The sequence below is a fragment of the Kitasatospora sp. NPDC048545 genome (genome assembly GCF_040651155.1).
GTDB lineage: Bacteria > Actinomycetota > Actinomycetes > Streptomycetales > Streptomycetaceae > Kitasatospora.
The window spans coordinates 84,346-107,163 of sequence record NZ_JBEZIQ010000004.1 but is presented as its reverse complement, the minus strand read 5'-3'; the positions used below and the strand labels follow the sequence as shown (position 1 = coordinate 107,163).

Here is a 22,818-nt window from a genome sequence, read left to right as displayed (position 1 = left end):
GCGGCTACCGGACGGTTCGGTCCGGCGTTACCGGGTGGTCCGGCCGGCCGGCCGCTGTCGGGAGGTGGGCGGCCGTCCGGTGGTGGCCCGGAACAGCTCCGCGCCCGGGCCGGTCAGTCCGACCGGTCCGGCGCCCGGGCGCAGGTAGGCGGACGCCCCGGCGGGGAGCGCGAGTTCTGCGCCGTCCGAAGCGTGCAGCCGGGCGTGCCCCGAGACGCAGAGAAGGATCTGCGGGGTGGGGAGGTCGATCCGGGCCGGGGTGGCGCCGGGACGCGGCCGGGAGAGCCGGAACTCCGCTGCGGGGGAGGGGAATTCCTCATCGGGGCAGACATCGGGGCAGACATCGGGGCAGACATCGGCGTCGGCCTCAGTGTCGGCCTCGGGGCCGGTGCCCCCGTAGGTACCGGCGCCCGCGATGCCGTCGATCGGGTGCGGCGTGAGCACGTCGGGCAAGCCGGGCCGGAAGGACGTGACCGCGAGCAGGCCGTCGACGTCGACGTGCTTCGGGGTGAGTCCGCAGCGCAGCACGTTGTCCGAGTTGGCCATCAACTCCACCCCCAGGCCCCGCAGATAGGCGTGCGGCACCCCGGCGTCCAGGTACAGCGCCTGCCCAGCGGTGAGCCGGACGTGGTTGAGCAGCAGCGCCGCGATCAGTCCGGGGTCGCCCGGGTACTGGCCGGCGGCGCGGGCGTAGGCGGCACAGGCCTGCGCGTACCGGCCTCCGGCGCCCGCGGCGCGATCCAACGCCCGCTCCACGAGGGACAGTTCGGCCGGAGAGGGGCGGTCGGTGGCGAGCGCGCTCCGCAGCAGCGCCGGCAGGACCTCGGCGGCGGGCCGTGAGCGCAGCGCCGCCGCCCACGGCGCCAGCAGGGGCACGTCGAGCAGTTCCAGCAGCCCGGCCGCGTCGGCGGCCGGGCGGAAGCCGCACAGCGCCTCGAAGTCGCCCAGTGCGCAGATGAGTTCGGGTTTGTGTCCACGGTCCCTGAACACCCGGTCCGGCGCGTCCGGCGGGACTCCCCGAGCGTCCTCCGCCGCGTACCCGGCCTCGGCCTGGGCACGGGTCGGGTGGACCTGCAGGGAGAGCGCCCGGTCGGCGGCCAACACCTTGAACAGGAACGGCAGCTCCGCGCCGAACCGCCGGACGGTGTCCGGACCGAGCAGGCCCGCCGGGTCGGCGTCGATCAGCTCGTCCAGCCGCCGCGGGCCGTCGGGGCCGGGGACGGACGACGGCGCCGACGGGTGTGCGCCCATCCACAGCTCGGCCTGCGGGGTGCCGTCCGGCTCGGTGCCGGTGAGCGCGGGGATGGCGGTGGGCGAGCCCCAGGCGTACCGGCGGACCGGGTTGTGCAGCAGGAGGAAGGGCGGCATGCGGGTGCTCCGGGGTGGCTCAGCGGCAGAGCGCGGCCGCGCCGATCAGCCCGGCGTCGGTGCCGAGTTCGGCGCGGCGCAGATCGAGGCCGCGGATGTAGGAGAGGGCGGCGTAGCGGTCCAGGTGCCGGGCGAGCGGGGCGAACAGCACGTCCCCGGCGGTGGCGACGCCGCCGCCGACGACGACCCGGTCGAGGTCGACCAGGGCGGCCGTGGCGGCGATGCCGGCGGCCAGGGCCTGGGCGGCGCGGTCGAAGGAGGCGAGCGCGACCGGGTCGCCCGCGGCGGCGGAGGCGGCGACGGCGCGGGCCGAGCGGTCCGCGCCGTCGGGCCGCCAGCCGTCGGCGAGCGCGCGGCGGGCGATGGCGGTGCCGCTGGCGAGGCCTTCCAGGCAGCCGCGGGAGCCGCACGGGCAGGGCTCGCCGTCCAGGTCGACGGTGATGTGGCCGAGGTGGCCGGCGTTGCCGCTGGGGCCGGGCCGCACCGCGCCGTCGAGCACCAGCCCGGCGCCGACGCCGGTCGACACCACCAGACAGAGTGCGTCGGTGGCCCCCCGGGCCGCGCCCTGCCAGTGTTCGGCGGCGGCCATCGCGACGCCGTCCCCTGCCAGGCGGACGGGCAGTGCGCGGGCGGCCACGGCCGGGTGCGCGGCGACCTCGGTGATCAGCGGGAAGTCGCGCCAGCCGGGGATGTTGACCGGGCTGACGGTGCCGTCGGCGAGGTCGACCGGGCCGGCGCTGCCGATCCCGACGGCCGTCACGGCGGCCCAGTCGGTCGTGCCGGAGAGCTGGTCCAGCACCTTGTGGACGACGGCGAGCACGGCCGCGCCCGGTTCGGTCGCCGGGGTGAGCAGCTGGAGCCGGTGCCGCAGCCGTCCGGCGCCGTCGACCAGCGCTCCGGCGATCTTGGTGCCGCCGATGTCGAGGGCGGCGAACAGCGGGGTGGAAGGCACGGCGGGCTCCAGGAGGTCTCAGGGGGCGCGGCGCCCCGCCGGTGAGGGTCGGGGCGCCGCACAGCGTAGAGCAGCCGTCCGGCGCGGACGGGGAACGGGACCTAGCCGGCGGCCCGCAGCCGCAGGGTGACCAGCTCGAACGGGCGCAGTGCGAGGCGCACCGCGCCGTCCTCCACCGTCACCTCGCCGCGGGTGCCGTCCCAGGGCCGCTCCAGCAGGTCGCAGGGGACGGCGTCGGCCAGCGGGAAGGAGGTGGTCAGCCAGCCCCGGACGCGGCCGCCGCCCGCCTCGTAGACGCGGACGATCAGGTCCCCGCTGCGGTCGTCGGCGAGCTTGACGGCGCTCACCACGAGCGCGTCGTGGTCGAGCTCCACCAGCGGCGCGACCCGCTCGGCGCTGCCGGTGACCCGCCGCTCGGGCAGGCCGATCCGGTAACCCTCGCGGACGGCGTCGCCGATCGCCGCGCCCGGGACGAGGGCGTGTCGGAAGCGGTGCACGCCCTGGTCGGTCTTGGGGTCGGGGAAGCGCGGGGCGCGCAGCAGCGAGAAGCGGACCGTGGTGGTGGTGCCGCCGTCGGTGTCGCGCACCGTGCGGGTGACGTCGTGGCCGTAGGTGGAGGCGGTGACCAGGGCGACGCCCCAGCCGGGTTCGTCGAGGTGGACGAAGCGGTGGTTGCAGGCCTCGAACTTGGCGGCGTCCCAGCTGGTGTTGGTGTGGGTGGGGCGGTAGAGGTGGCCGAACTGGGTCTCGGCGGCGTAGCGGTCGGTGTGGACGTCCAGCGGGAACGCGGTCTTGAGGAACTTCTCGGTCTCGTGCCAGTCGACCTCGGTGTCGATGTCGACGCGCTGCTCGCCGGCCCGCAGGGTGAGCGTCTGCACCACGGTGGAGGAGCCGAAGGAGCGGGCGATCCGCACCGAGGCCTGCTCGGCGCCGGTCGTGGCGGTGAGCGAGTCCACGCCGGTCAGGTCGGTGACGGTGTTGCGGTAGAACTGGTCGACGTCCCAGGCGTCCCACATGTTGGGGAAGTCCGGGTGCAGCTGCAGCAGGTTGGCACGGCTGCCGGGGGCGACGGTCTCCCGGCCGCTCGCGACCTCGACCACGGAGGCGATCAGGCCGTCCGCGTCCACCGCGACCTCCAGCAGGCCGTTGTGCAGCGTGTAGCCGCCCCCGGGCCGCTCGACCGCCGTGCAGGGCGCACCGTTCGCCGCGGCCGGCGCGGCCCCGCCTGCGGGCACCGCCGAGCGGGGGTGCGGCGCCCCGTTGAACACCAGCTCGCGCCCGCCCGCGGCGTCCCCGGCGAGGGCCCGCTGGGCCGCTCCGATCAGCTCCTCCAGCTCCCCGGCCAGTGCCGCGTACGTGGCCTCGGCCTCGCGGTGCACCCAGGCGATGGACGAGCCGGGCAGGATGTCGTGGAACTGGTGCAGCAGCACGGTCTTCCAGATCCGGTCCAGCTGCTCGTACGGGTAGGCCGCGCCGGTGCGCAACGTTGCGGTGGTGCACCAGAGTTCGGCCTCGCGGAGCAGGTTCTCGCTGCGCCGGTTGCCCTGCTTGGTCTTGGCCTGGCTGGTCAGGGTGGCCCGGTGCAGCTCCAGGTAGAGCTCGCCGACCCAGACCGGCGGGTCCGGGTACTCGGCCTCCGCCTTGGCGAAGAACTCGGCGGGCTTCTCCCAGCGGACGGTGGCCGAGCCCTCCAGGTCCTTCATCCGGGCGGCCTTGGCGACCATCTCGCGGGTCGTTCCGCCGCCGCCGTCGCCCCAGCCGGTCGGGGCGAGCGAGTGCCGGGCCACCCCCTTGTCCTTGAAGTTCCTTGCCGCGTGGGCGATCTCGCTGCCCTTCATGGAGCAGTTGTAGGTGTCCACGGGCGGGAAGTGGGTGAAGATCCGGGTGCCGTCGATGCCCTCCCACAGGAAGGTGTGGTGCGGGAACCTGTTCACCTGGCTCCACGAGATCTTCTGCGTCAGCAGCCACTTGGAGCCCGCGTTGCGGATGATCTGGGGCAGGCCGCCGGTGAAGCCGAAGGTGTCCGGCAGCCAGGCCTCGTGGTTCTCCACCCCGAACTCGTCCAGGAAGAACCGCTTGCCGTGCACGAACTGCCGCGCCATCGCCTCCGAGCTCGGCATGTTGGTGTCGGACTCGACCCACATACCGCCGGCCGGGACGAACCGGCCCTCGGCCACCGCCTTGCGGACCCGGGCGTACACCTCGGGGCGGTGCTCCTTGATCCAGGCGAACTGCTGGGCCTGGGACATGGTGTAGAGGAAGTCGGGCTCGTCCTCCAGCAGCGCGGTCATGTTGGCGGTGGTGCGGGCCACCTTGCGGACGGTCTCGCGCAGCGGCCACAGCCACGCCGAGTCGATGTGCGCGTGGCCGATCGCGCTGATCCGGTGTGCGGACGGCACCGCGGGTGCGGCCAGCACCCCGGCCAGCTCCGAACGGGCACGTGCGGCGGTGCCGTTGACGTCCTGCAGGTCGACCGCGTCGAGCGCCCGTTCGATCGCGCGCAGCAGCTCCCAGCGGCGGGCGCCCTCCACCGGAAGCTCGGCCATCAGCTCGCCGAGCACCTCCAGGTCCAGCACCAGCTGCCAGACCGTCTCGTCGAAGACGGCGAGGTCCATCCGGGCCAGCTTGTACTGCGGCCGGTCGCCGGCCGTCTCCTTGTCACCCAACTCGGTCGGCAGGAAGGGGTGGTAGTCCAGGATGACCGGGTTGGCGGCGGCCTCGACGTGCAGTAGCACCTGCTCGCCGCCGGCTGCCGGGGAGGCGATCCGCACCCACTGGTTCTGCGGGTTGAGGCCCTTCACCGGGGTGCCGTCCGGGCGGTAGACCAGACCCTCGCACTGGAAGCCGGGCATGTTGGCGTCGAAACCCAGGTCGATCAGCGCCTCGACGGTGCGGCCGGCCCAGGACTCGGGCACCGTACCGGTCACGGTGATCCAACTGGTTCCCCAGGGCGCGCCCCAGGCGTCACCGACCGCGATCGGGGTGCGGGGCGCGGCCAGGCCCTCGGCCACCGGGACGGGCTCGCCGGGTGCCGTCCAGATGCCGACCTCCAGCGGGACGGACTCGGGGTAGACGGCCGGGCGGATGCGCTCGTCCAGGACGCGCTTGAGGCGGGACTCCACCAGGGTGCGGTCATCGTGCATGTCAGCGGGCTCCGTTGGGTGGCTGAGGGCTGAGGGGTGCGGGGTGCGGGGTGCGGCTGAGCTTCGGGTGTGCGGGGTTCGGCTGAGCCTCGGGCGTACGCGGTGCGGAAGGGCTACGGGGACCGTACGTCGTCGGGGTGGACCACGTCGGTGATGCCGCGCGCGGCCAGGTGCGTCCGGTCCCCGGCGCGTTCGGCGAGTACGGTGGTCGGGCGGGCGCCCGCCTCGGTGAGGTGCATGAACGCCTCGTACACCGCGCCGCCGGGGCCGCAGGCCGAGCGCTTCGGGGAGGTGGTCTCGTCGCCGGTGGCGACGACCACGGCGGTGCTGCGCGGCTTCGGCGGCTGCCAGGAGCGGCGGGCCTCGGCGGCCGCCTCGGCGAGCCGGGCACCGGCCGGCTTGACCCTCCGGTCGGTGGTCAACAGGCCGAGGCTGTACTCCAGTTCGGGGAAGTCGGCGAGCGAGCGGTCCACGTCGTGCGAGCACCACCAGGTCACGCCCCACAGGTCCGGGCAGTCCAGCACCGCCTCGACGGTGGCGCCGGTGAAGCGGGCCGCGTCCTCGGGGGCGATGTGCGGGGCGGGCGCGCCGACCTCCTGCAGCCAGACCGGGCGGCCCGGGTCGTCCGCCCAGGCCTTGGACAGCTCGACCAGGTAGGCGGCGTGCTGCGCGGTGGCGGTGGAGTGGGCGCCGTAGCGCTGGGCGGTGCCGTTGAACACCCAGGAGTGCACGGCGGTGGCGGCGCCGATCCGGGCCGAGTGCCAGGGCGTGAAGGGGTGCTCGTCCAGGTACCAGGCGGCGTCGTAGGAGGCGTGCAGGTGGAGGCGGCCGGGGGCGCCCTGCTCGCAGGCTTCGAGCATCCGGCGGAGCCAGGCCCCGGCCTCGTCGGGGGTGGCCCGGTCCGGGTCGGGGTGAGGGTCGCCGGAGAACTGGTTGATCTCGTTGCCGAGCGTCATCCCGAGGAAGTTGGGCCGCTCGCGCAGCGCCCCGGCGAGGGTGCGCAGGTAGGCGGCCTGGCCGTCGATGACCTCGGGGTCGGTGAAGAGGTTGCGCCGGTGCCAGGTGCGGGTCCAGGAGGGCAGGAAGTCGAAGCTCGACAGGTGGCCCTGCAGGCCGTCCACGGCGACGTCCAGCCCGCGCTCGCCGGCCGCGTCGACCAGGGCCGTCAGCTGCTCGACGGCGCGCGGGCGGACCAGGGCGCGGTTGGGCTGGAACAGCGGCCAGAGCGGGAAGACCCGGACGTGGTCCAGGCCGAGGGCGGCGATGGAGTCGAAGTCGGCGAGCACGGCGTCGAGGTCGAAGTCGAGCCAGTGGTGGAACCAGCCGACGCTGGGGGTGTAGTTGACGCCGAAACGGGGGGCGGTGGTCATCGGAGAGCTTCCTCGACTCGGTGGGGCGTACGGACGGTGGGCTAGCCCTTGACGGCTCCCTCCTCGACGCCCTTGAAGAAGAAGCGCTGGCAGATGCCGAACACCACGACGATCGGCAGGAACGCGATCATGGTGCCGGCGGCGATCAGCCGGGGGTTGGCGGAGAAGGTGCCGTTGAGGTACTGCAGCCCGACGGTGAGGGTGTACTTCTGCGGGTCGTTGAGCACGATCAGCGGCCAGAGGAAGTCGTCCCAGGCACCGATGAAGGTGAAGATGACGATCACGCTGATCATGCCGCGCACGTTCGGCAGGCCGATGTGCCACAGCCGCTGCCACACGGTGGCACCGTCCACCAGCGCGGCCTGGTCCAGTTCGACCGGGACGGCGGCGAAGGCGGTGCGCATCAGCAGCACGTTCAGCATGGCGATCGAGCCCGGCAGGGCGACGCCGGCCAGGGTGTCGGCCAGGCCGAGGCCGCGCACCAGCACGTACTGGGAGACGATGGTGACCTCGCCGGGCAGGACGAGCGTGGCGAGGAAGAGGCCGAGGACGAGCCGGGCGCCGCGGAAGCGCAGCCGGGCGAGGGCGTAGCCGGCCAGGGTGCAGCCGACCACGTTGCCGGTGATGCAGACCGCGGCGACGATCACCGAGTTGAACGCATAGGTCCACACCGGGATGGTGTCGGCGACCTTGCCGTAGTTGCCGAGGGTGGGCTGGTCGGGCAGGAAGGCCGGGGTGCGGGTGTAGACGTCCTCGGCCGGGCCCTTGAGGGAGGTGGACAGCTGCCACAGGAAGGGACCGACGACCAGGAGCAGGACGAGCACCAGGAGCAGGTAGCGGGCGGCCGTCCGGCCGGGGGAGGGAGTGTTGAAGCCCCGGGAGCCCCGGGAGGCCGTGCTGGTCCGGGCGCCCCGGGTGTTCCGGGCGTCCCGGGCGTCCTGGGGGTCGTTGCCGGCCCCGGCGGTCTTCGGCGGGCTGGTGGTCACGGGTTCAGGCCGCCTTCCGGTTCAGGCGCATCAGGAACAGCATCGGGCCGAGGGTGACGACGAACAGCAGCAGGCTGAGCGCCGACGCGTAGCCGAGGTGGCCGTTGAAGCCGCGGCTGTACATCTGGATCAGCATCACCACCGACATGTCGCGCCCCCCGGGGCCGCCCTGGCCGTTGGAGAGCACGTACAGCTCGGAGAAGACGCGCAGCGAGCTCACCGAGATCAGCGCGGAGATCAGGACCATGGTCGGCCGCACCCCGGGCAGGGTGACGTGCCAGAACCGGCTCAGCGGCCCGGCGCCGTCCACCGCCGCGGCCTCGTGCAGTTCGCGCGGGACGTTGGCGAGGGCGGACAGGTAGATGACCATGTAGTAGCCGAGGCCCTTCCAGACGGTCAGGGCGATCGCGCTGAACAGCAGCAGCCAGCGGTCGGTCAGGAAGGAGACCGGGGAGTCGGTCAGCCCGCTCTGCCGGAGCAGGCCGTTGGCCAGGCCGCGGTCGTCCAGCACCCAGCCCCAGATCAGCGCCACCACGACGGCGGAGGCGATCACCGGGGTGTAGAAGGCGGTGCGGAAGAAGGTGATGCCGGGGATCCTGCGTTGGACGAGGAGCGCGAGCAGCAGCGGCAGGACGGTCAGCAGGGGCAGGCAGACCAGCATGAAGACGATGCTGTTGAGCAGGGCGTCGGCGAGCTGCTCGTCGTCCAGCAGGCGGCCGTAGTTCTCCAGGCCGGTGAACTGTCCGCCGCCCAGCGGCTTGGCGTTGGTGAACGACAGGATCACCGTGTTGACGGCCGGCCAGAGGTTGAAGACGGCCAGCCAGACGATCGCGGGCCCGGCGAGCAGCCAGGGGGTGAACCAGCGCCGGTGGGTCATGCGGTTGCCTTCCTGGGGCCTGGGGGGTGGTGCGGGTCATTCCCGGGAGCGGCGGGTGTGGGGGACCCCGCCGCGTCGCCGGTACCGGGTTCGGCGGACGCTCGTGCCGAGGTCAGCCTTTGAGCAGCTTGTTGCACTGTTCCACGGCGGTGTCCAGCGCCTGCTTGGAGCTTGCGTCGCCGCTGATGGCCAGCGCGATCTGCTGGTTGATGATCGTGCTCATCGCGTCGTCGACCTGCACGGGTTGGATGAGCTTGGCCTTGGCCAGCGAGCTGAACGCGATCACCTTGGCGTCGCCCGCGTTGGTGCCGTCGCTCTTGCTGAAGAACGGGTCGTCGGCGGAGGCCTTGGTGGACGGGAAGATGCTGGTCAGGTGGGCGAAGGCGGCCTGGTTCTCGGCGTTGGTGACCCAGCGGGCGAGGGCGACCGCGGCGGCCGGGTTCTTGGTGCTCTTCGGGATGGACAGCCCCTGGACGTACATCGGCGGGGTGGCCAGCGCGGGGGAGGGCACGACCTTCGGGGCGAGCGTCGGGTTGTCGGTGGCGAGACTGGTGATGTAGTTGGCGCCGGAGGTGGTCCAGGCGGCGGTGCCGGCGTTGAACAGCTTGGTGTTCCCGGCGTAGGTGTTGCTGAGGACGTCCTTGGGGAGCAGGCCCTCCTTGAAGGCGTCGCGGTACTTGTCGAGCAGCGCGGCGGCCTCGGGGGTGTTGAAGGTGAAGGACTTGCCGTCGTCGGACATGAGCTTCACGCCGGCGTTGTAGAGGTCGCCGAGGCCGGGCTTGCGGCTCATCAGGTAGGTCTGGCCGCCGGACTTCTCCTTCATCACCCGGGCCTGGGCGATGAGTTCGTCCAGAGTGGCCGGGGGCTTCTTCGGGTCCAGTCCGTTCTTCGTGAGGAGTTCCGAACTCCAGTAGTTCACATCGGTGTTGAGGTACCAGGGGTAGCCGAAGGTGCCCTGGAAGCCGGTGAAGCGGTAGGCCTCGACGCCGCCGGCGACGTACTCGTCGGCGAGCTTCGGGTCGGCCTTGGCGACGTCCAGCAGGAGGTCCTTCTTCGCGAGCGGGAGGGCGAAGTCGGGCGGGAGGTTGACCACGTCGGGCAGGGTGCCGGCGGCGGCCTGGCTGAGCACCTTGTCGGAGTAGCCCTCGCCGGGCTGGTCGAGCCACTCGACCTCGACGCCGGGGTACTTCTTCTTGAAGCCGTCGATGACGCCCTGCACGTAGTCGGTGAACTTCGGCTTGAGCGCCCAGGTCTGCAGGGAGACCTTGCCCTTGACCTGGCCGGTGGCGGCCGCACTCGCCACGCTGTCGCTGTCCTTGGTGTCGCCGGAGCCGAGTCCGCAGCCGGTGAGTGCGGCGGCGGTGAAGGCCGTTGTCGTCAGTGCCGCCCAGATTCTTCGCATGAGGGTCTCCCGGTCCTGGGGGTGGGTGGGGGATCGTGCTGAGCTCGGGGGTTCTCGTGGCCTCGGGGGCCGCAGGACCTGGGAGTCCTGGGCCCCGGAGCCCCGGGGTTTCGGGGTTTCGGAGTGATCGATGTCGACGGGGGTTGTGCCGGCTTCCGGAACCTGGCTAACTGGCTAACCAACTAAACCGGTCTAGCTATGGCAGGGACTATGCTCCCGCCTAAACTTGGATGTCAAGAGAGGAGTTCGGGTTCTGTGGGCAGACCGACGATCGCCGACATCGCCCGCCAGGCCGGTGTCTCAAAGGGCGCGGTGTCCTTCGCGCTCAACGGCCGGCCGGGCGTGAGCGAGGCGACCAGGGCCCGGATCCTGCGGGTCGCGGAGGAGATGAACTGGCGGCCGCACAGTGCCGCGCGCGCCCTCGGCGGTGCCCGGGCCGACGCCGTCGGCCTGGTGATCGCCCGCCCGGCCAGGACCATCGGCGTCGAGCCGTTCTTCAGCCAGCTGCTCTCCGGGCTGCAGGCGGTGCTCTCGGCCGGCTCCGTCGCGCTGCACCTGATGGTGGTCGAGGACACCGCCGCCGAGACGGAGGTCTACCGCCGCTGGGCCTCCGAGCACCGGGTCGACGGCTTCATCGTGGTCGACCTCCAGGTCAAGGACCCGCGCCTGCCGGTGCTGGACGAACTCGGGCTGCCCGCCGTCGTGCTGGGCGGGCCCGGCAAGGGCGGCAACCAGCTGCGGATCTGGGCCGACGACCGGGAGGCCATGCTCTCGATCGTCGACTACCTGGCCGCCATCGGGCACCGCCGGATCGCCCACCTCGCCGGGCTGCCGCACTTCCAGCACACCCAGCGGCGGATCCGCGCGCTGCGCGACGCCTCGCGCCGGCTCGGCCTGGAGGACGCCGTGTCGGTGCCCACCGACTTCAGCGACGCCGAGGGCGCGGCCGCCACCCGCACCCTGCTCTCCCGGGCCGGGCGGCCGACCGCGATCGTGTACGACAGCGACGTGATGGCCGTCGCCGGGCTCGGCGTGGCGGGGGAGATGGGCGTCGCGGTGCCCGGCGAGCTGTCCATCGTCTCCTTCGACGACTCGGTGCTCGCCCGGATCGTCCACCCGCCGCTGACCGCGCTCAGCCGGGACACGTTCGCGCTCGGCGAGCAGGTCGCCCGCAGCCTGCTGGAGGCCCTGGACGGGGCAGGGCCCGGGCGGGACCTGCAGATGCCCACGCCGCGGCTCACCGTGCGGGAGTCCACCTCGCCGCCCGGCGTGCCCGGGCCGGCGGATTCCGCCGTCCGCTCCGGCGCCGGCTCACCCCTCGGGGTGGTTGCTGCGCGAGTCGTTGACAGCGGTTCTGAACCGGTTTAGCCTCGCAGCGCCGAGCGGCCCCCGCTCGGCGCGCTCCGCCGCTCTCCGTCCGGCTCCCGTTGTGCCCGTACGTCGAGGAACCGCCGCAGCGGCGACGAGCGACGACCCACGCCCGGTCCGGACGCACCCGGCCCGGACCCAGTCATTCCGGCCCAACCCGTTCCGGATCCACCCGGCCCGGATCCACTCGTTCCGGCAGCATCACGAGCACCGGCACCGCCCGCATGCACCCGGACCCCCGTACGAGACGGGGCCCGCTCCCACCCCCTCCGCTCGATCGGAGCCACCGCATGTCACGACGCCTCCCCCTGCTGCTCAGCGCCGCCCTCGCGACGGCCGCACTGACCTCCACCCCCTCGGCCTGGGCCGAGCCGAGACCCGTCGCAGGGCCCGCCGCCGGCTCGGCGTCCGCCGCCGGTCCGGTGGCGGCACCCGCAGCGGCCGGCCAGGGCAACCAGCCCTTCGCCTCGTACTGGTACCCCGACAGCATCCTGACCTGGGACCCGGCTACCGACCCGGACGCCCGCTTCAACCGCTCCCGCGTCCCGCTGCAGCCGCGCACCAGCGACCCGGCGCTCAGGGCCAACCCCAACGCCCGTGCCGGCGAAGGGAAGATCGCCTCGCTGGTCTCCTTCGGCCCCACGTCCAACAACCCCTCGCAGGGCTCCGCCGGCACCGACTACTACGCCTTCGGCTACTGGCAGTACGTCGACAAGCTGGTGTTCTGGGGCGGATCGGCCGGCGAGGGCCTGATCCTCGCCCCCAACCCGACCGTCATCGACGCGGCCCACCGCAACGGCGTCAAGGTCTACGGCACCGTCTTCTTCCCGCCCGGCGCGTACGGCGGCCAGCTCCAGTGGGTGCGCGACTTCGTCCGGAAGTCCGGCAGCCGCTACCCCGTCGCCGACAAGCTCGTGCAGGCCGCGCAGTACTACGGCTTCGACGGCTGGTTCATCAACCAGGAGACCGGCGGCGGCGATTCGGCCCTCGCCGGCGAGCTGCGCAACCTGATGCAGTACACCAAGGCGCAGAGCGGCACCGAGTTCATGTGGTACGACGCGATGACCACCTCCGGCGCCGTGAACTGGCAGAACGCCCTCACCTCCGCCAACTCGCCCTTCCTCCAGGATGGTTCGAAGCGCACCTCGGACTCGATGTTCCTGAACTTCGACTGGTCGGCGAGTGGCCTGAACTCCTCCCGGAGCCTGGCCCGGCAGCTCGGCCGCAACGAGTACGACCTCTACTCCGGCATCGACACCGAGGCCAACGGCTACAACACCGGGGTGGACTGGAACACCCTCTTCCCGGCCGGCAAGCCGCACACCACCTCGCTCGGCCTCTACCGCCCCGAGTGGACCTGGAAGTCGGCCACCGACCGCGCCGACTTCTACGCCAAGGACTCCCGCTACTGGGTCGGCGCCGCCGGCGACCCCTCCCGGATCGACACCTCGGCGAGCTGGCCCGGCCTGGCCGGCTACGTGGCCGAATCCTCGCCGATCACCGCCAAGCCCTTCAGTACCACCTTCGACACCGGGCAGGGCGACTTCTACAACGCGGGCGGCACCCGGGTCGCCACCGGCGGCTGGAACAACCTCTCGCTCCAGGACGTGCCGCCCACCTACCGCTGGGTGGTCGACTCGGCCGGCAGCAGGCTCACCCCCTCCGTCGACTTCACCGACGCCTACCAGGGCGGATCCTCGCTCCGACTGACCGGCACCCTCGACGCCGCCAACACCGTCCGGCTGTACCAGACCAGGCTGCCGGTCGCGGCGACCACCAAACTCGACCTGGTGGTCAAGACCCCGGCGGCCGGGCCCACCAAGCTCAAGGCCGCCATCGCCTTCACCGACGCGCCGAACAGCTTCACCACGATCGACGTCGGCGCCGACGCCGGCACCAGGTGGGAGCGCCACACCCTCGACCTCTCCCCGTACGCGGGCCGCACCATCGCCCAGCTGGCGCTGCGGGTCGAGGGATCCGACCCCTCGTACGACCTGCGGGTCGGCCAACTCACCCTCTACGACGGAGCGGTGGAGAAACCGGCGGCGCCGTCCGGGCTCACCGTGCTCGGCGCGAGCGACGTGACGCCGGGCACCGCCCAGTCGCTGCGGCTGTCCTGGACGGCGGCGCCCGGCGGCAACGTCCACCACTACGAGGTGTACCGGCGCAACGCGGACGGCAGCCGGACCTTCCTCGGTGCGACGCCCAACGACGCGTACTTCGTCGGACGCCTCGACCGGGCCGGCGGCGAGAGCGCCACCACGCTGGACGTCGAGGCGGTGTCCACCACCTTCGGTCGGTCCGACGCCGCGTCCACGAGCGTGAGTTGGAGCAGCACCCCGCCGACCTCGACCAACCTGGCGCTGAACCGCCCGGCCACCGCCTCCGGCCGGTGCAACGCCGACGAGGGCCCGGCCAAGGCCGTCAACGGCAGCGTCAGCGGCGGCAACGGCGACAAGTGGTGCACCCTGAGCTCCGCCAAGTGGCTTGAGGTGGACCTCGGTTCGGCGAAGCAGCTGTCCAGGTTCGTGGTCAAGCACGCTGCGGCGGGCGGCGAGAACTCCTCGTACAACACCCGCGACTTCTCCATCCAGGTCCGGTCCACCACCACCGACCCCTGGACGACGGTCGCCGACGTCGCCGGCAACACGTCCGGCACCACCACCCACCCGGTGAGCGCGACCGCCCGCTACGTCCGCCTGGTGGTCACCAAACCCACCCAGACCACCGACCCGGCCGCCCGCATCTACGAGTTCGAGGCCTGGGGCGCGTAGCGCCCGCCCGATCGGACCCCCGGAAAGGAACCACCCCGTGCCGGTCACCATCACCGCCGTCGAGAACACCGACCTGTTCGTCGGCCCCGAGGACGCCCCGCGCCAGATCCTGCGGGTGACGACCGGGGGCCCGGCCGCCCGGATCGCCGTCAGCGGCCCCGGCGTCCACGGCGAGGCGACCGGCACGGGGCCGGTCGAGGTCCCGCTGGAGATCACCTCCGACGCCCGGCCCGGGGACCGGATTCCCGTCACCGTGGCGGCCGGGGGCGCCCGCGCCGAAGCCCTGCTGGAGGTCGCCGAACCGGGCTGGACGATGTTCCTGGTCTCGCACTTCCACTACGACCCGGTCTGGTGGAACACCCAGGCCGCCTACACCTCCCCGTGGGAACTGCTGTCCGCCGACGCCACCACCCGTCCGCTCTGGGAGCGCAACGGCTTCGCACTCGTCGACGCGCACCTGGACCTCGCCCTCCGGGACCCGGTGTACAAGTTCGTCCTGGCCGAAGTCGACTACCTGAAGCCGTACTTCGACCAGCACCCGGAACGCCGCGAGACGCTGCGACTGCTGCTGGAACGCGGACAGGTCGAACTCGTCGGCGGCACGTACAACGAGCCCAACACCAACCTGACCGGTGCCGAGACCACCATCCGCAACATCGTCCACGGCATCGGCTACCAGCGCGACATCCTCGGCGGGGACCCCCGGACCGCCTGGCAGCTCGACGTGTTCGGACACGACCCGCAGTTCCCCGGCCACCTCGCCGCGGCCGGCCTCACCGGCAGCGCCTGGGCCCGCGGCCCCTTCCACCAGTGGGGACCGATCCAGAAGAACTTCCGCGAGGCCAAGGACGACGCCCGGGTGATGCAGTTCCCCAGCGAGTTCGAGTGGATCGCCCCCGGCGGCGACGGTGTGCTCACCCACTACATGCCGCACCACTACTCGGCCGGCTGGTGGATGGACTCCTCGCCCGACCTCGCCACCGCCGAACGGGCCGTCCACGAGCTGTACCGCAAGCTCAAGCCGGTCGGCGCGACCAAGAACCTGCTGCTGCCCGTCGGGACGGACTACACGCCGCCGAACAAGTGGGTCACCGAGATCCACCGCTCCTGGGCTGCCAAGTACCTCTGGCCCCGGTTCGTCTGCGCCACCCCGCGCGACTTCCTCGACGCCGTCCGGGCCGAACTCGCCGCCACCGGACGGCGGCCCAGCCCGCAGACCCGCGACATGAACCCGGTGTACACCGGCAAGGACGTCTCGTACATCGACACCAAACAGGCCCAACGGGCCGGCGAGGTCGCCGCCGTGGACGCCGAGAAGCTCGCCACGCTCGCCGCCGTCCACGGCCTCGGCCGGTACCCGGCCGCCGCGCTGGACAAGGTCTGGCGCCACCTCGCCTACGGCGCCCACCACGACGCGATCACCGGCTCCGAATCCGACCAGGTGTACCTCGACCTGCTGGGCGGCTGGCGGGAGGCGTACGACCTGGCCACCGCCGTCCGGGACGCGGCGCTCGACGCGCTCACGGGCCGGATCGCCACGGCCGGGGACGGCCCACCGCAGGACAGTCCGTTCTCGGACGGTCCGTCGCAGCAAAGTCCGGCGCAGGACGGTCCGGTCCCGGGCGGTTCGGCCCGGGACGGCTCAGCGGGAGACGCCCCCGCCGTGGTGGTCACCAACACGCTGTCCTTCGACCGGACCGACCTCGTCTCGGTCGAACTGCCGGACGGCACCGGCGCGGTCCGGGTGGTGGACGACCGTGGCGAGGCGGTGCCGAGCTTCGTCGACCGGGGAACACTGCGGTTCCTCGCCGCCGACGTGCCCGCGCTGGGCTGGCGCACCTGGCGGCTGGCGGAGGGCGACCCGGTCGAGCCGTGGACGCCGGCCGAGGGCTGCGCGATCGCCAACGGCCGGTACCGGGTCACGGCCGACCCGGCGCGCGGCGGCGGCCTCAGCTCCGTCCGAGACCTGCGGCACCGACGCGAGCTGATCCAGGACGGCCGGATCGGCAACGAACTGCGCGTGTACGAGGAGTACCCGCAGCACCCCGACTTCGGTGAGGGCCCCTGGCACCTCGTCCCCAGCGGACCGGTCGTCGGCTCCGGCGACGGCGCCGCCTCGGTCCGCCGGGAGACCGGACCGCTCGGCGAGCGACTGGTGATCGACGGCACGGTCGACTCCGTCCGGTACCGGCAGACCGTCACCCTGTGGCGCGGGCTCGACCGGGTCGACTGCCGGACCCGGGTCCTGGACCACTCCGGCGCCGACCGGCTGTGGCGGCTGCGCTTCCCCGTGGACGTCCCCGGCGGGCTGCCCGTCAGCGAAGTCGCCGGGGCGGTCATCGGACGCGGCTTCGCGATGCCGGACGTGGACGCGGCCGAAGCACCGTGGACCCTGGACAACCCGGCCAACACCTGGTTCGGGCTCGGCGCCACCGCGCGGGCCGACCTCACCGACCCCTCCGGGGCGGCCACCGGTTCCCGCGCCCTCGGCGTGGCGGAAGTCGTCGTCCCGATGCTGGACGACGCCGCCGACGCCCGGCCCCTGGTGGTTGCGCTCGCCCGGGTCGGAGTCACCGCCACCACTTCGGGTGCGGACTGGGCGCGGTACGGCTGGCTGGACGTCGACTCCAACCTGCCCGACTTCCGGATCGTCGTCGGCACGCCCGACGTCAACGACGCGGCACGGGAGTTGATCGAGCGGGCCGGCGAGGAGTACGCCGCCGTCCTGAAGGCGCACGGCGCCGTCTGGGTGCCCGCCCTGACCCCACTCGCCGAGGTCTGGCGGCCCGACGCCGACCTGCGCGACCTGCGGGCCCTGCCCGCGCTGATCGTCACCGACCCCGCGGCGCTGGCCGACGACCTGGCCGACGCCCGGATCACCGCCGTCTGCCCGACGGCGGTCACCGACGAACTCGCCGACCACACCGTGGCGTTGCTCAGCTTCGGCCTGCCCGGATTCGCCGTCGACACCACCGGCGCCCTGCACCTGTCCCTGATGCGCTCCTGCACCGGCTGGCCCTCCGGCGTCTGGATCGACCCGCCCCGGCGCACCCTGCCCGACGGAGCTTCCTTCCAACTCCAGCACTGGACACACGAGTTCACCTACGCCCTGGTCGCCGGAAGCGGCGACTGGCGGGACCAGACACTGCCCGCACAGGGCCAGGAGTTCAACCACCCGCTGTACACCCGGATCGTCCCGGCCCAGAACGGCCCGCTGCCGGCCACCCTCTCCTGGCTGCGGGTCGAACCGCAGCGCGAAGTCCTGCTCGGCGCGCTCAAACCGGCCGGGAACCCCATCGCGCACGGCTCGGCACGGGACAGCGGACCCGAACTCACCCTCCGGCTGGTCGAATCCACCGGGCTCGGACGGACGGCACGACTCAGCGGCGCACTCGGACTCGGCGACGCACGCCCCGCCGACCTGCTGGAACGCCCGCTCGGCCCCGCCACCGCACAGCCGGACCTCCCCGGCTCCCGGATCGCCACCCTGCTGGCCACCCCCGCCGTCACCGCCCCGGCCGACGGCCCCGTCCTCGGCCCGGTCGCCGAACCCGCCCAGCCCGTCCACGCCCGCTACTGGCTGCACAACCGCGGCCCGGCGCCGCTCGGCTACCTGCCGGTGTCCGTCGGCGCCTCGCCCGGACTGCTGCGGACGGCGGGCGAGGCGGTCACGCTGTCCGTCGCCCTCTCCTCCCACCTGCGGGACACGGCGGTCGAGGGAACGGCCGTCGTGCTGCCACCCGAAGGCTGGGACACCACCCTCGGCAGCCGCCCGTACCGGCTCGAACCCGGCGGGGCCCTGCGCTTCCCGGTCACCCTCACCCCACCCGCCGACGCCGAACCCGGGCTGCACTTCGCCGCCGTCCGGATCGAGCACGACGGGCAGCAGATCGAGGACGTCGTCACCATCGCCGTCGGCGACCTGCTGTCCCTGCTGCCCGTCGCCGGCGACACCCCCGAGGACTGGACGGCCGCCCAGGGCACCAAGGCGGCCACGGGCCGGGACACCGGCCTGGACGTCGAGGTCTCCCACGAGACCGTGCGCGTGCCCCCCGGCGGCCGAGACACACTGAGTCTCACCCTCACCAACCGCACGCGTGGCGAGATCCGAGGAGAACTGCAACTGGTCTCGCCCTGGGGCACCTGGCAGGCGCTCCCCGACCCCGTCCGCGGCTTCACCGTCCCGGCCGGGTCCTCCACGGTGGTCGACATCGCCGTCGCCGCCCCCGCATCCACCGACCCGGGCTCGTACTGGGCCCTCGCCAAAGTCATGTGGTTCGGCCGCTGCCAGTACGCCCCGACCGTCGCCCTGGTGGTGGAGGCATGACCCTCGGCCTCCTCGACGGACAGCCCCTCCCACGGGCGGCACTCGACCACCGCCTCGCCGCCCTCCGCACCGGCCCACGCGCCACCGCCCTGCCGCAGGAAGGAAGTTCGGAGGACCGCCAGCTCACCCGCTGGGTCGCCCAAGTGCTCCTCACCGAAGCCCTGTGCGAAGCGGTCGCCGCCGAACGCGGTCTTGCCGTCGCCTCCTCCGGCACCGCCCACCTCGACCAGCAGGCCGCCGTCGAACTCGGCTCCATCACGGCCGCCGCCTACGAGGGCAGCCCGGCCGTCCGCGCCGTCTACGCATCCGTGACGGCCGACATCGAGCCCGCACCCACCGAGGTCGCCCACTACCGGGCCATGACCGCCCGAACTCCGGCCACCCGCTGGCACATCGCCCTCCCCGACGGCGGCTTCGAAGCCGACCCCGACACCGTTCCTGCTGCTCTGGCCGAAGCCCTCCGCGCAGCACCGCCGGGCGAGTGGGTCACCGTCGGCCCCTGGAAGGCCACCCTCCTCGCCACCCTCGTCATCCCCCGGGACCCCGACCCCACCCCCACCCTGCGCGAGGCCGCCCGCCGGGCCGCCTTCGTCCGCTGGCTGGACCGGGAGCGAGCCCGCCGCCTCACCCTGGTCGAGGGACTGGAACACCCCGGCGACCCCGCCCAACCCGACAACCACCACCGCCACTGAGGCCACCGGTCCGGCCCCGCGCTCGCCAGGCCCGCCGCGCTCGCCCCGAACACGGCGGGCAGACCATCCCGCCAGGCTGGGACTGGCCTGCTACCGAAGGATGCGGACCATGACGGCGTAGAGCGGCGCGTCTTCGAACGGACGGTGCTCGCCGACTTTCCGGTAGGACCAGCCCTCGTACATTGCTTGGACGCGAGGGTGGGTGACGTCGACGTAGAGCACGGCCAGGGCCTCCCCCCGTCCGGCGAGTAGCGCCTCGTGCGCCTGTTCGGCGATGCCCCGCTTGCGCCAGTCGGGGCGCACCATGACCTCGGACACGGCGAACGTGGACGTGTCGGCGGGTGGCGGCATGTGCCGACGCCACCATTCGCGGCCGTCCTCAAGCGGAGCGCCGTAGCAGTATCCGACCGGCTCACGCTCGTCGTAGGCCATGACGCAGCTGTAGCCGGGCCGGGACGTCCAGTGTTTGGCGAACCAGGGAAAGCGCTGAACGAAGGGGTCGTCGGCTTGTCCCCGGTATGCGTCCGCGTGGACGTCGATGAGCAGCTGCGTGTGGTCGGCGGGAATGTTGTCGGCTTCGTAGCGGCGGAGGGCTATGGTCACTGGTCTTCTCCCTGGGCGTGCACTCGGTCCGTCCACTCTCGCGCAACCGCCGAGGTCGGTGCCAGGGTGATCAGGCCGCGATGGAAGTCGCCCAGGAGGGTGCGCAACCTGGGCGGAAGCGGGTCGGAGCCCATCAGGGCGTACACACCGGTGGCGGTGCCGGTGGCCTGTTCGAATTCTCCCTGTCCGAGCTGAGCAAGCGCGAGGCGGGCGGTGGCGGAGGCGCGATTGCGGCGGAACTGCGATGGGATCCCGGCCAGGGCGCGATGTGACGCGCTCTCGGACTCCGGGTTGTCGTCGAGGTGCTGATGGACGACGGCACTCAGCGCGAACAGCTCGGCCGACCCGTAGAAGTCGGTCCACGTCGGACGCTCTCGGCTGTCCGTGCGACCCAGTGCGTCACGGGCATGTCCAAGGCAGCGCAGGGCGGCCTGCCGGTCGCCCGTGGTGGAGTGGGCAATGGCGGCGCGGGCGTGGGCGAGTGAGGAAAGGAGTGGATCACGGCGGGCCGCCCGGGAGTCCTGGGCGGCCCGGGCGGCTGACAGGGCGACCGACGGTCTGTTGGATTGGTAGCCCACCATGGAGAGGCAGTTGAAGACGCGCAGCGCGGTGACGTGATCATTTCCGAGGCCGGCCAGGCGCAGTGCCATGTCGAAATGCCGTTCGGCGTGCGCCAGTCGGCGGTCGTCGATGCAGGAGAACCCGGCAGTGGCGGTGTAGTCGGCGGCGAGGCTGTAGAGCCGCCGCCGGACGCCCTCGCTGATCGTCCTGTCCACCATGCCGAGCGCCTGGCCGGCGCCGGTCAGCGCAGCCGTCTCAAGTGATCCGTGCCCGCCTCGGTGGTCATCGAGCGCCGTGAGGGTGCGGAGGCTCTCCTTGAGCCGATCGACGTCGCCGTGACCGACGGCGTGGCCCCGGAGGACGAGGGCGGACGGGAAGGCGGCGGCCGATGCGGCGAGGAAATTGCGGCGGAGCACGGGTTCCTCCGGTGGTGCTTGGGGTCGGGCGGCGCGAGGTGGGATGAAGCCGAGTTGCTCGGGCGTTCGCTTCAGCGCGCGTTCGAGCGCGGTACGGATTCTGCCCTGAGGCCATCGTGACTGTCCCGAGAGCCATGTCCCCACTGTCCTGACCGTGAGGGTACCCGGACACCCGAGGGCAGCGAGTTCGCGGTTGACCAAGCGCGCCAGGGCGGCCCGAGTGAGCCCCAGATCTGCCATGAAGGCGCGTAGTTCGGGATTGTCACCCATGGCCTGAGCGTATCCGGACGGTTGCGGAGCGCACGCGGCCCTCTGTAAAGGAAAGGTCAACTTTTCCCTCCGGGGGTGCCCGTGCCGACCCGGTCTTTCACTCCCCGTGGGCGACGAACAGGAGTTGAGTGGGGCGTGGGGCAGGCCGGGTGGCGGCACACCGGCCACACCCCATGCTGCGCTGCCATCTGTCGGCAGTCGTGGCCCCCGCGAGGTGGAGCGGAAACGCCGACCTCGGCTGATGGTTCGTGCCCGGTGAGGAGGAGCAGTGGGGTGGGACATGATCGTCAGCCCGCTGAGGAACGCCCGGTTTCCGGTGCCCCTGGAATGGGACGCCCCGCCGGACGGCGAGGCGGTTCCGCCTGCGCGCAGGTTGGTGCTGGACATCGTCCGGGCCTGGGGCGTACCCCTTCCCAAAGCATCGCTGCGCGAGCTGGAGTTGTGTGCGAGCGAGTTGATCGCGAACGCGATGGAGCACGCCAAGGCCCGCTGTGCGGTGACCGTCCGCCGGTCGGGCGGGCGGCTGCGGGTCGAGGTGTCGGATCCCGAACCGGCCTTCGAGCGCTGCGACACGGGCCCCGACGCGACCAGCGGGCGTGGGCTGGTCCTCGTCGAGGCTCTGGCCCACTCGTGGGGCTGGCACCGGGCCGGGGCGGGCAAGGTCGTGTGGTTCGAATTCCTGGAACCCGGCGAGGTGCCGGGTGCCGTCACTGTCCACGGCTGGGGCGTGGCGCGGGAGTTCTGCTCGGTAATGGCGGTGGTGTGACGCCCGCACCGCCGAACCGCGGCGGGAGTTCTCAGGGCCGGGACACGTTGGGGCCGGTCGGTGCCTGCGCTGTCACTTAAGCAGCCGGAACCCCGGCCGCCGGACCCAGGCCCGGAGGAACCCGGCGGTGACCAGGGCGGTGTCCCAGCCGTCGTCGGTGATCCCGAGCAGGCCGGGGAGGCCGGCGATCACGGTCTTCTGACCGTCCGGCCAGTTCGGCCTTGGCGACACCGCCGATGACGTCCAGCACGGAGGCGGGGGAGAGGGGCTCGGAGAGATCGATGACCAAGGTCGGACCGGACATGTGGGGGAGTCCAGGGGCTGCCCGTGAAGCCGCTGGTCACCTGGGGCGGAATGGCGAACTCCGGCGAGGGTGGCGGTTCTCGGGGCACTCTGGTGCCACTGGAGCGACTCTGGCACCATGTCGGCCGAGGTGAAGAGGCAGTGTGCCAATCGTTCACCTCATCCGCACAACAGTGCACTCATAGAGCGTCGAGAAGATCTGAGGCCGGAATTGAAGACCTTACGGAACCACGTCCCGAACCTGGTGACGGTCGTGCTGATGCTGCTGGGCATGATGACCGCCGCAACCGCGCAGGCGCAGGCCGCCCCGCAGCGGCTCACCGGCAGCGCGACCATATGCTCCAACTCGCCGATCCCGGCCGGGTGGGTGATCACGAGCTCGTACGGCAGCAGTGGCTGCCCCGGCACCGGTGTCGCCTACTCCATCGCCGATGTCACCAACCAGACGTCCGCGACGGTGTGTTCGATGTCGCCGATCCCGACGGGCTGGGTCATCACCAGTTCGTACAGCAGCAGCGGCTGCGCCGGTACGGGTGTGGCCTATTCGATCGGTAATACGGCCAACCAGACGTCCGCGACGGTGTGTTCGATGTCGCCGATCCCGGCGGGGTGGGTGATCACGAGTTCGTACAGCAGCAGA

Annotated in this window: 15 protein-coding genes and 1 pseudogene; 6 read left to right on the top strand and 10 right to left on the bottom strand. The window is 72.4% G+C overall.

Features of this window, described 5'->3' with window-relative positions:
• Positions 1 to 27: 27 nt before the first annotated feature.
• From manA to AB0D10_RS05970, 7 genes are all read right to left on the bottom strand, one after another.
• Positions 28 to 1,368, bottom strand: a complete 1,341-nt coding sequence (manA, locus tag AB0D10_RS06000) for a mannose-6-phosphate isomerase, class I (protein ID WP_360251986.1) — start codon at positions 1,366 to 1,368, stop codon at positions 28 to 30.
• Positions 1,369 to 1,387: 19 nt separating this feature from the next.
• Positions 1,388 to 2,320, bottom strand: a complete 933-nt coding sequence (locus AB0D10_RS05995) for an ROK family protein (protein ID WP_360251983.1) — start codon at positions 2,318 to 2,320, stop codon at positions 1,388 to 1,390.
• Between the two features lie 101 nt (positions 2,321 to 2,421).
• Entirely contained in the window at positions 2,422 to 5,463 is a 3,042-nt protein-coding gene (locus AB0D10_RS05990) for a glycoside hydrolase family 38 C-terminal domain-containing protein (protein ID WP_360251980.1), read from the bottom strand.
• 113 nt (positions 5,464 to 5,576) lie between these two features.
• Positions 5,577 to 6,833 (bottom strand): glycosyl hydrolase, encoded by a 1,257-nt coding sequence (locus AB0D10_RS05985; RefSeq protein ID WP_360251977.1) that lies wholly within the window; start codon positions 6,831 to 6,833, stop codon positions 5,577 to 5,579.
• Positions 6,834 to 6,874: 41 nt separating this feature from the next.
• The gene (locus AB0D10_RS05980; RefSeq protein WP_360251974.1) at positions 6,875 to 7,819 is read right to left on the bottom strand and encodes a carbohydrate ABC transporter permease; all 945 of its coding nucleotides are present in this window, start codon (positions 7,817 to 7,819) and stop codon (positions 6,875 to 6,877) included.
• A gap of 4 nt (positions 7,820 to 7,823) precedes the next feature.
• On the bottom strand, positions 7,824 to 8,696 hold the full coding sequence (locus tag AB0D10_RS05975) for a sugar ABC transporter permease (RefSeq protein ID WP_360251971.1): 873 nt from the start codon (positions 8,694 to 8,696) through the stop codon (positions 7,824 to 7,826).
• A gap of 112 nt (positions 8,697 to 8,808) precedes the next feature.
• Complete coding sequence (locus AB0D10_RS05970) at positions 8,809 to 10,098, bottom strand: sugar ABC transporter substrate-binding protein (RefSeq protein WP_360251968.1); 1,290 nt, start codon at positions 10,096 to 10,098, stop codon at positions 8,809 to 8,811.
• A 255-nt stretch (positions 10,099 to 10,353) separates the two neighbouring features.
• Here AB0D10_RS05970 and AB0D10_RS05965 point away from each other — a divergent pair, with 255 nt between their 5' ends.
• The 4 genes from AB0D10_RS05965 (at position 10,354) to AB0D10_RS05950 (ending at position 19,259) form a co-directional block, all read left to right on the top strand.
• Positions 10,354 to 11,466 carry a LacI family DNA-binding transcriptional regulator gene (locus AB0D10_RS05965; protein WP_360251965.1) on the top strand — a complete coding sequence of 371 codons (1,113 nt, stop codon included), beginning with the start codon at positions 10,354 to 10,356 and terminating at the stop codon, positions 11,464 to 11,466.
• Positions 11,467 to 11,756: 290 nt separating this feature from the next.
• On the top strand, positions 11,757 to 14,240 hold the full coding sequence (locus AB0D10_RS05960; RefSeq protein ID WP_360251962.1) for a discoidin domain-containing protein: 2,484 nt from the start codon (positions 11,757 to 11,759) through the stop codon (positions 14,238 to 14,240).
• A 37-nt stretch (positions 14,241 to 14,277) separates the two neighbouring features.
• Positions 14,278 to 18,567, top strand: coding sequence for an NEW3 domain-containing protein (locus tag AB0D10_RS05955; RefSeq protein WP_360251959.1), 4,290 nt, complete (start codon positions 14,278 to 14,280; stop codon positions 18,565 to 18,567).
• Entirely contained in the window at positions 18,564 to 19,259 is a 696-nt protein-coding gene (locus AB0D10_RS05950) for a hypothetical protein (protein ID WP_360251956.1), read from the top strand. The genes AB0D10_RS05955 and AB0D10_RS05950 overlap by 4 nt, the downstream gene beginning before the upstream one ends.
• Before the next feature lie 90 nt (positions 19,260 to 19,349).
• Here AB0D10_RS05950 and AB0D10_RS05945 read toward each other — a convergent pair whose 3' ends face one another.
• Together AB0D10_RS05945 and AB0D10_RS05940 are read right to left on the bottom strand one after the other, a co-directional pair.
• The gene (locus AB0D10_RS05945) at positions 19,350 to 19,862 is read right to left on the bottom strand and encodes a GNAT family N-acetyltransferase (RefSeq protein WP_360251953.1); all 513 of its coding nucleotides are present in this window, start codon (positions 19,860 to 19,862) and stop codon (positions 19,350 to 19,352) included.
• Positions 19,859 to 21,109: an XRE family transcriptional regulator gene (locus tag AB0D10_RS05940; RefSeq protein ID WP_360251950.1), complete on the bottom strand. Its 1,251-nt coding sequence runs from the start codon at positions 21,107 to 21,109 to the stop codon at positions 19,859 to 19,861. The genes AB0D10_RS05945 and AB0D10_RS05940 overlap by 4 nt, the downstream gene beginning before the upstream one ends.
• Before the next feature lie 280 nt (positions 21,110 to 21,389).
• Between AB0D10_RS05940 and AB0D10_RS05935 the strand changes: the two genes are divergently transcribed.
• Positions 21,390 to 21,875: an ATP-binding protein gene (locus AB0D10_RS05935; RefSeq protein WP_360251947.1), complete on the top strand. Its 486-nt coding sequence runs from the start codon at positions 21,390 to 21,392 to the stop codon at positions 21,873 to 21,875.
• A gap of 72 nt (positions 21,876 to 21,947) precedes the next feature.
• Here the strand turns inward: AB0D10_RS05935 and AB0D10_RS05930 are convergent, their stop codons facing one another.
• Positions 21,948 to 22,298: a DUF6368 family protein gene (locus AB0D10_RS05930; RefSeq protein WP_360252438.1), complete on the bottom strand. Its 351-nt coding sequence runs from the start codon at positions 22,296 to 22,298 to the stop codon at positions 21,948 to 21,950.
• Between the two features lie 133 nt (positions 22,299 to 22,431).
• Between AB0D10_RS05930 and AB0D10_RS05925 the strand changes: the two are divergent.
• A pseudogene (locus tag AB0D10_RS05925) lies at positions 22,432 to 22,818 on the top strand (hypothetical protein); the annotation flags it as partial.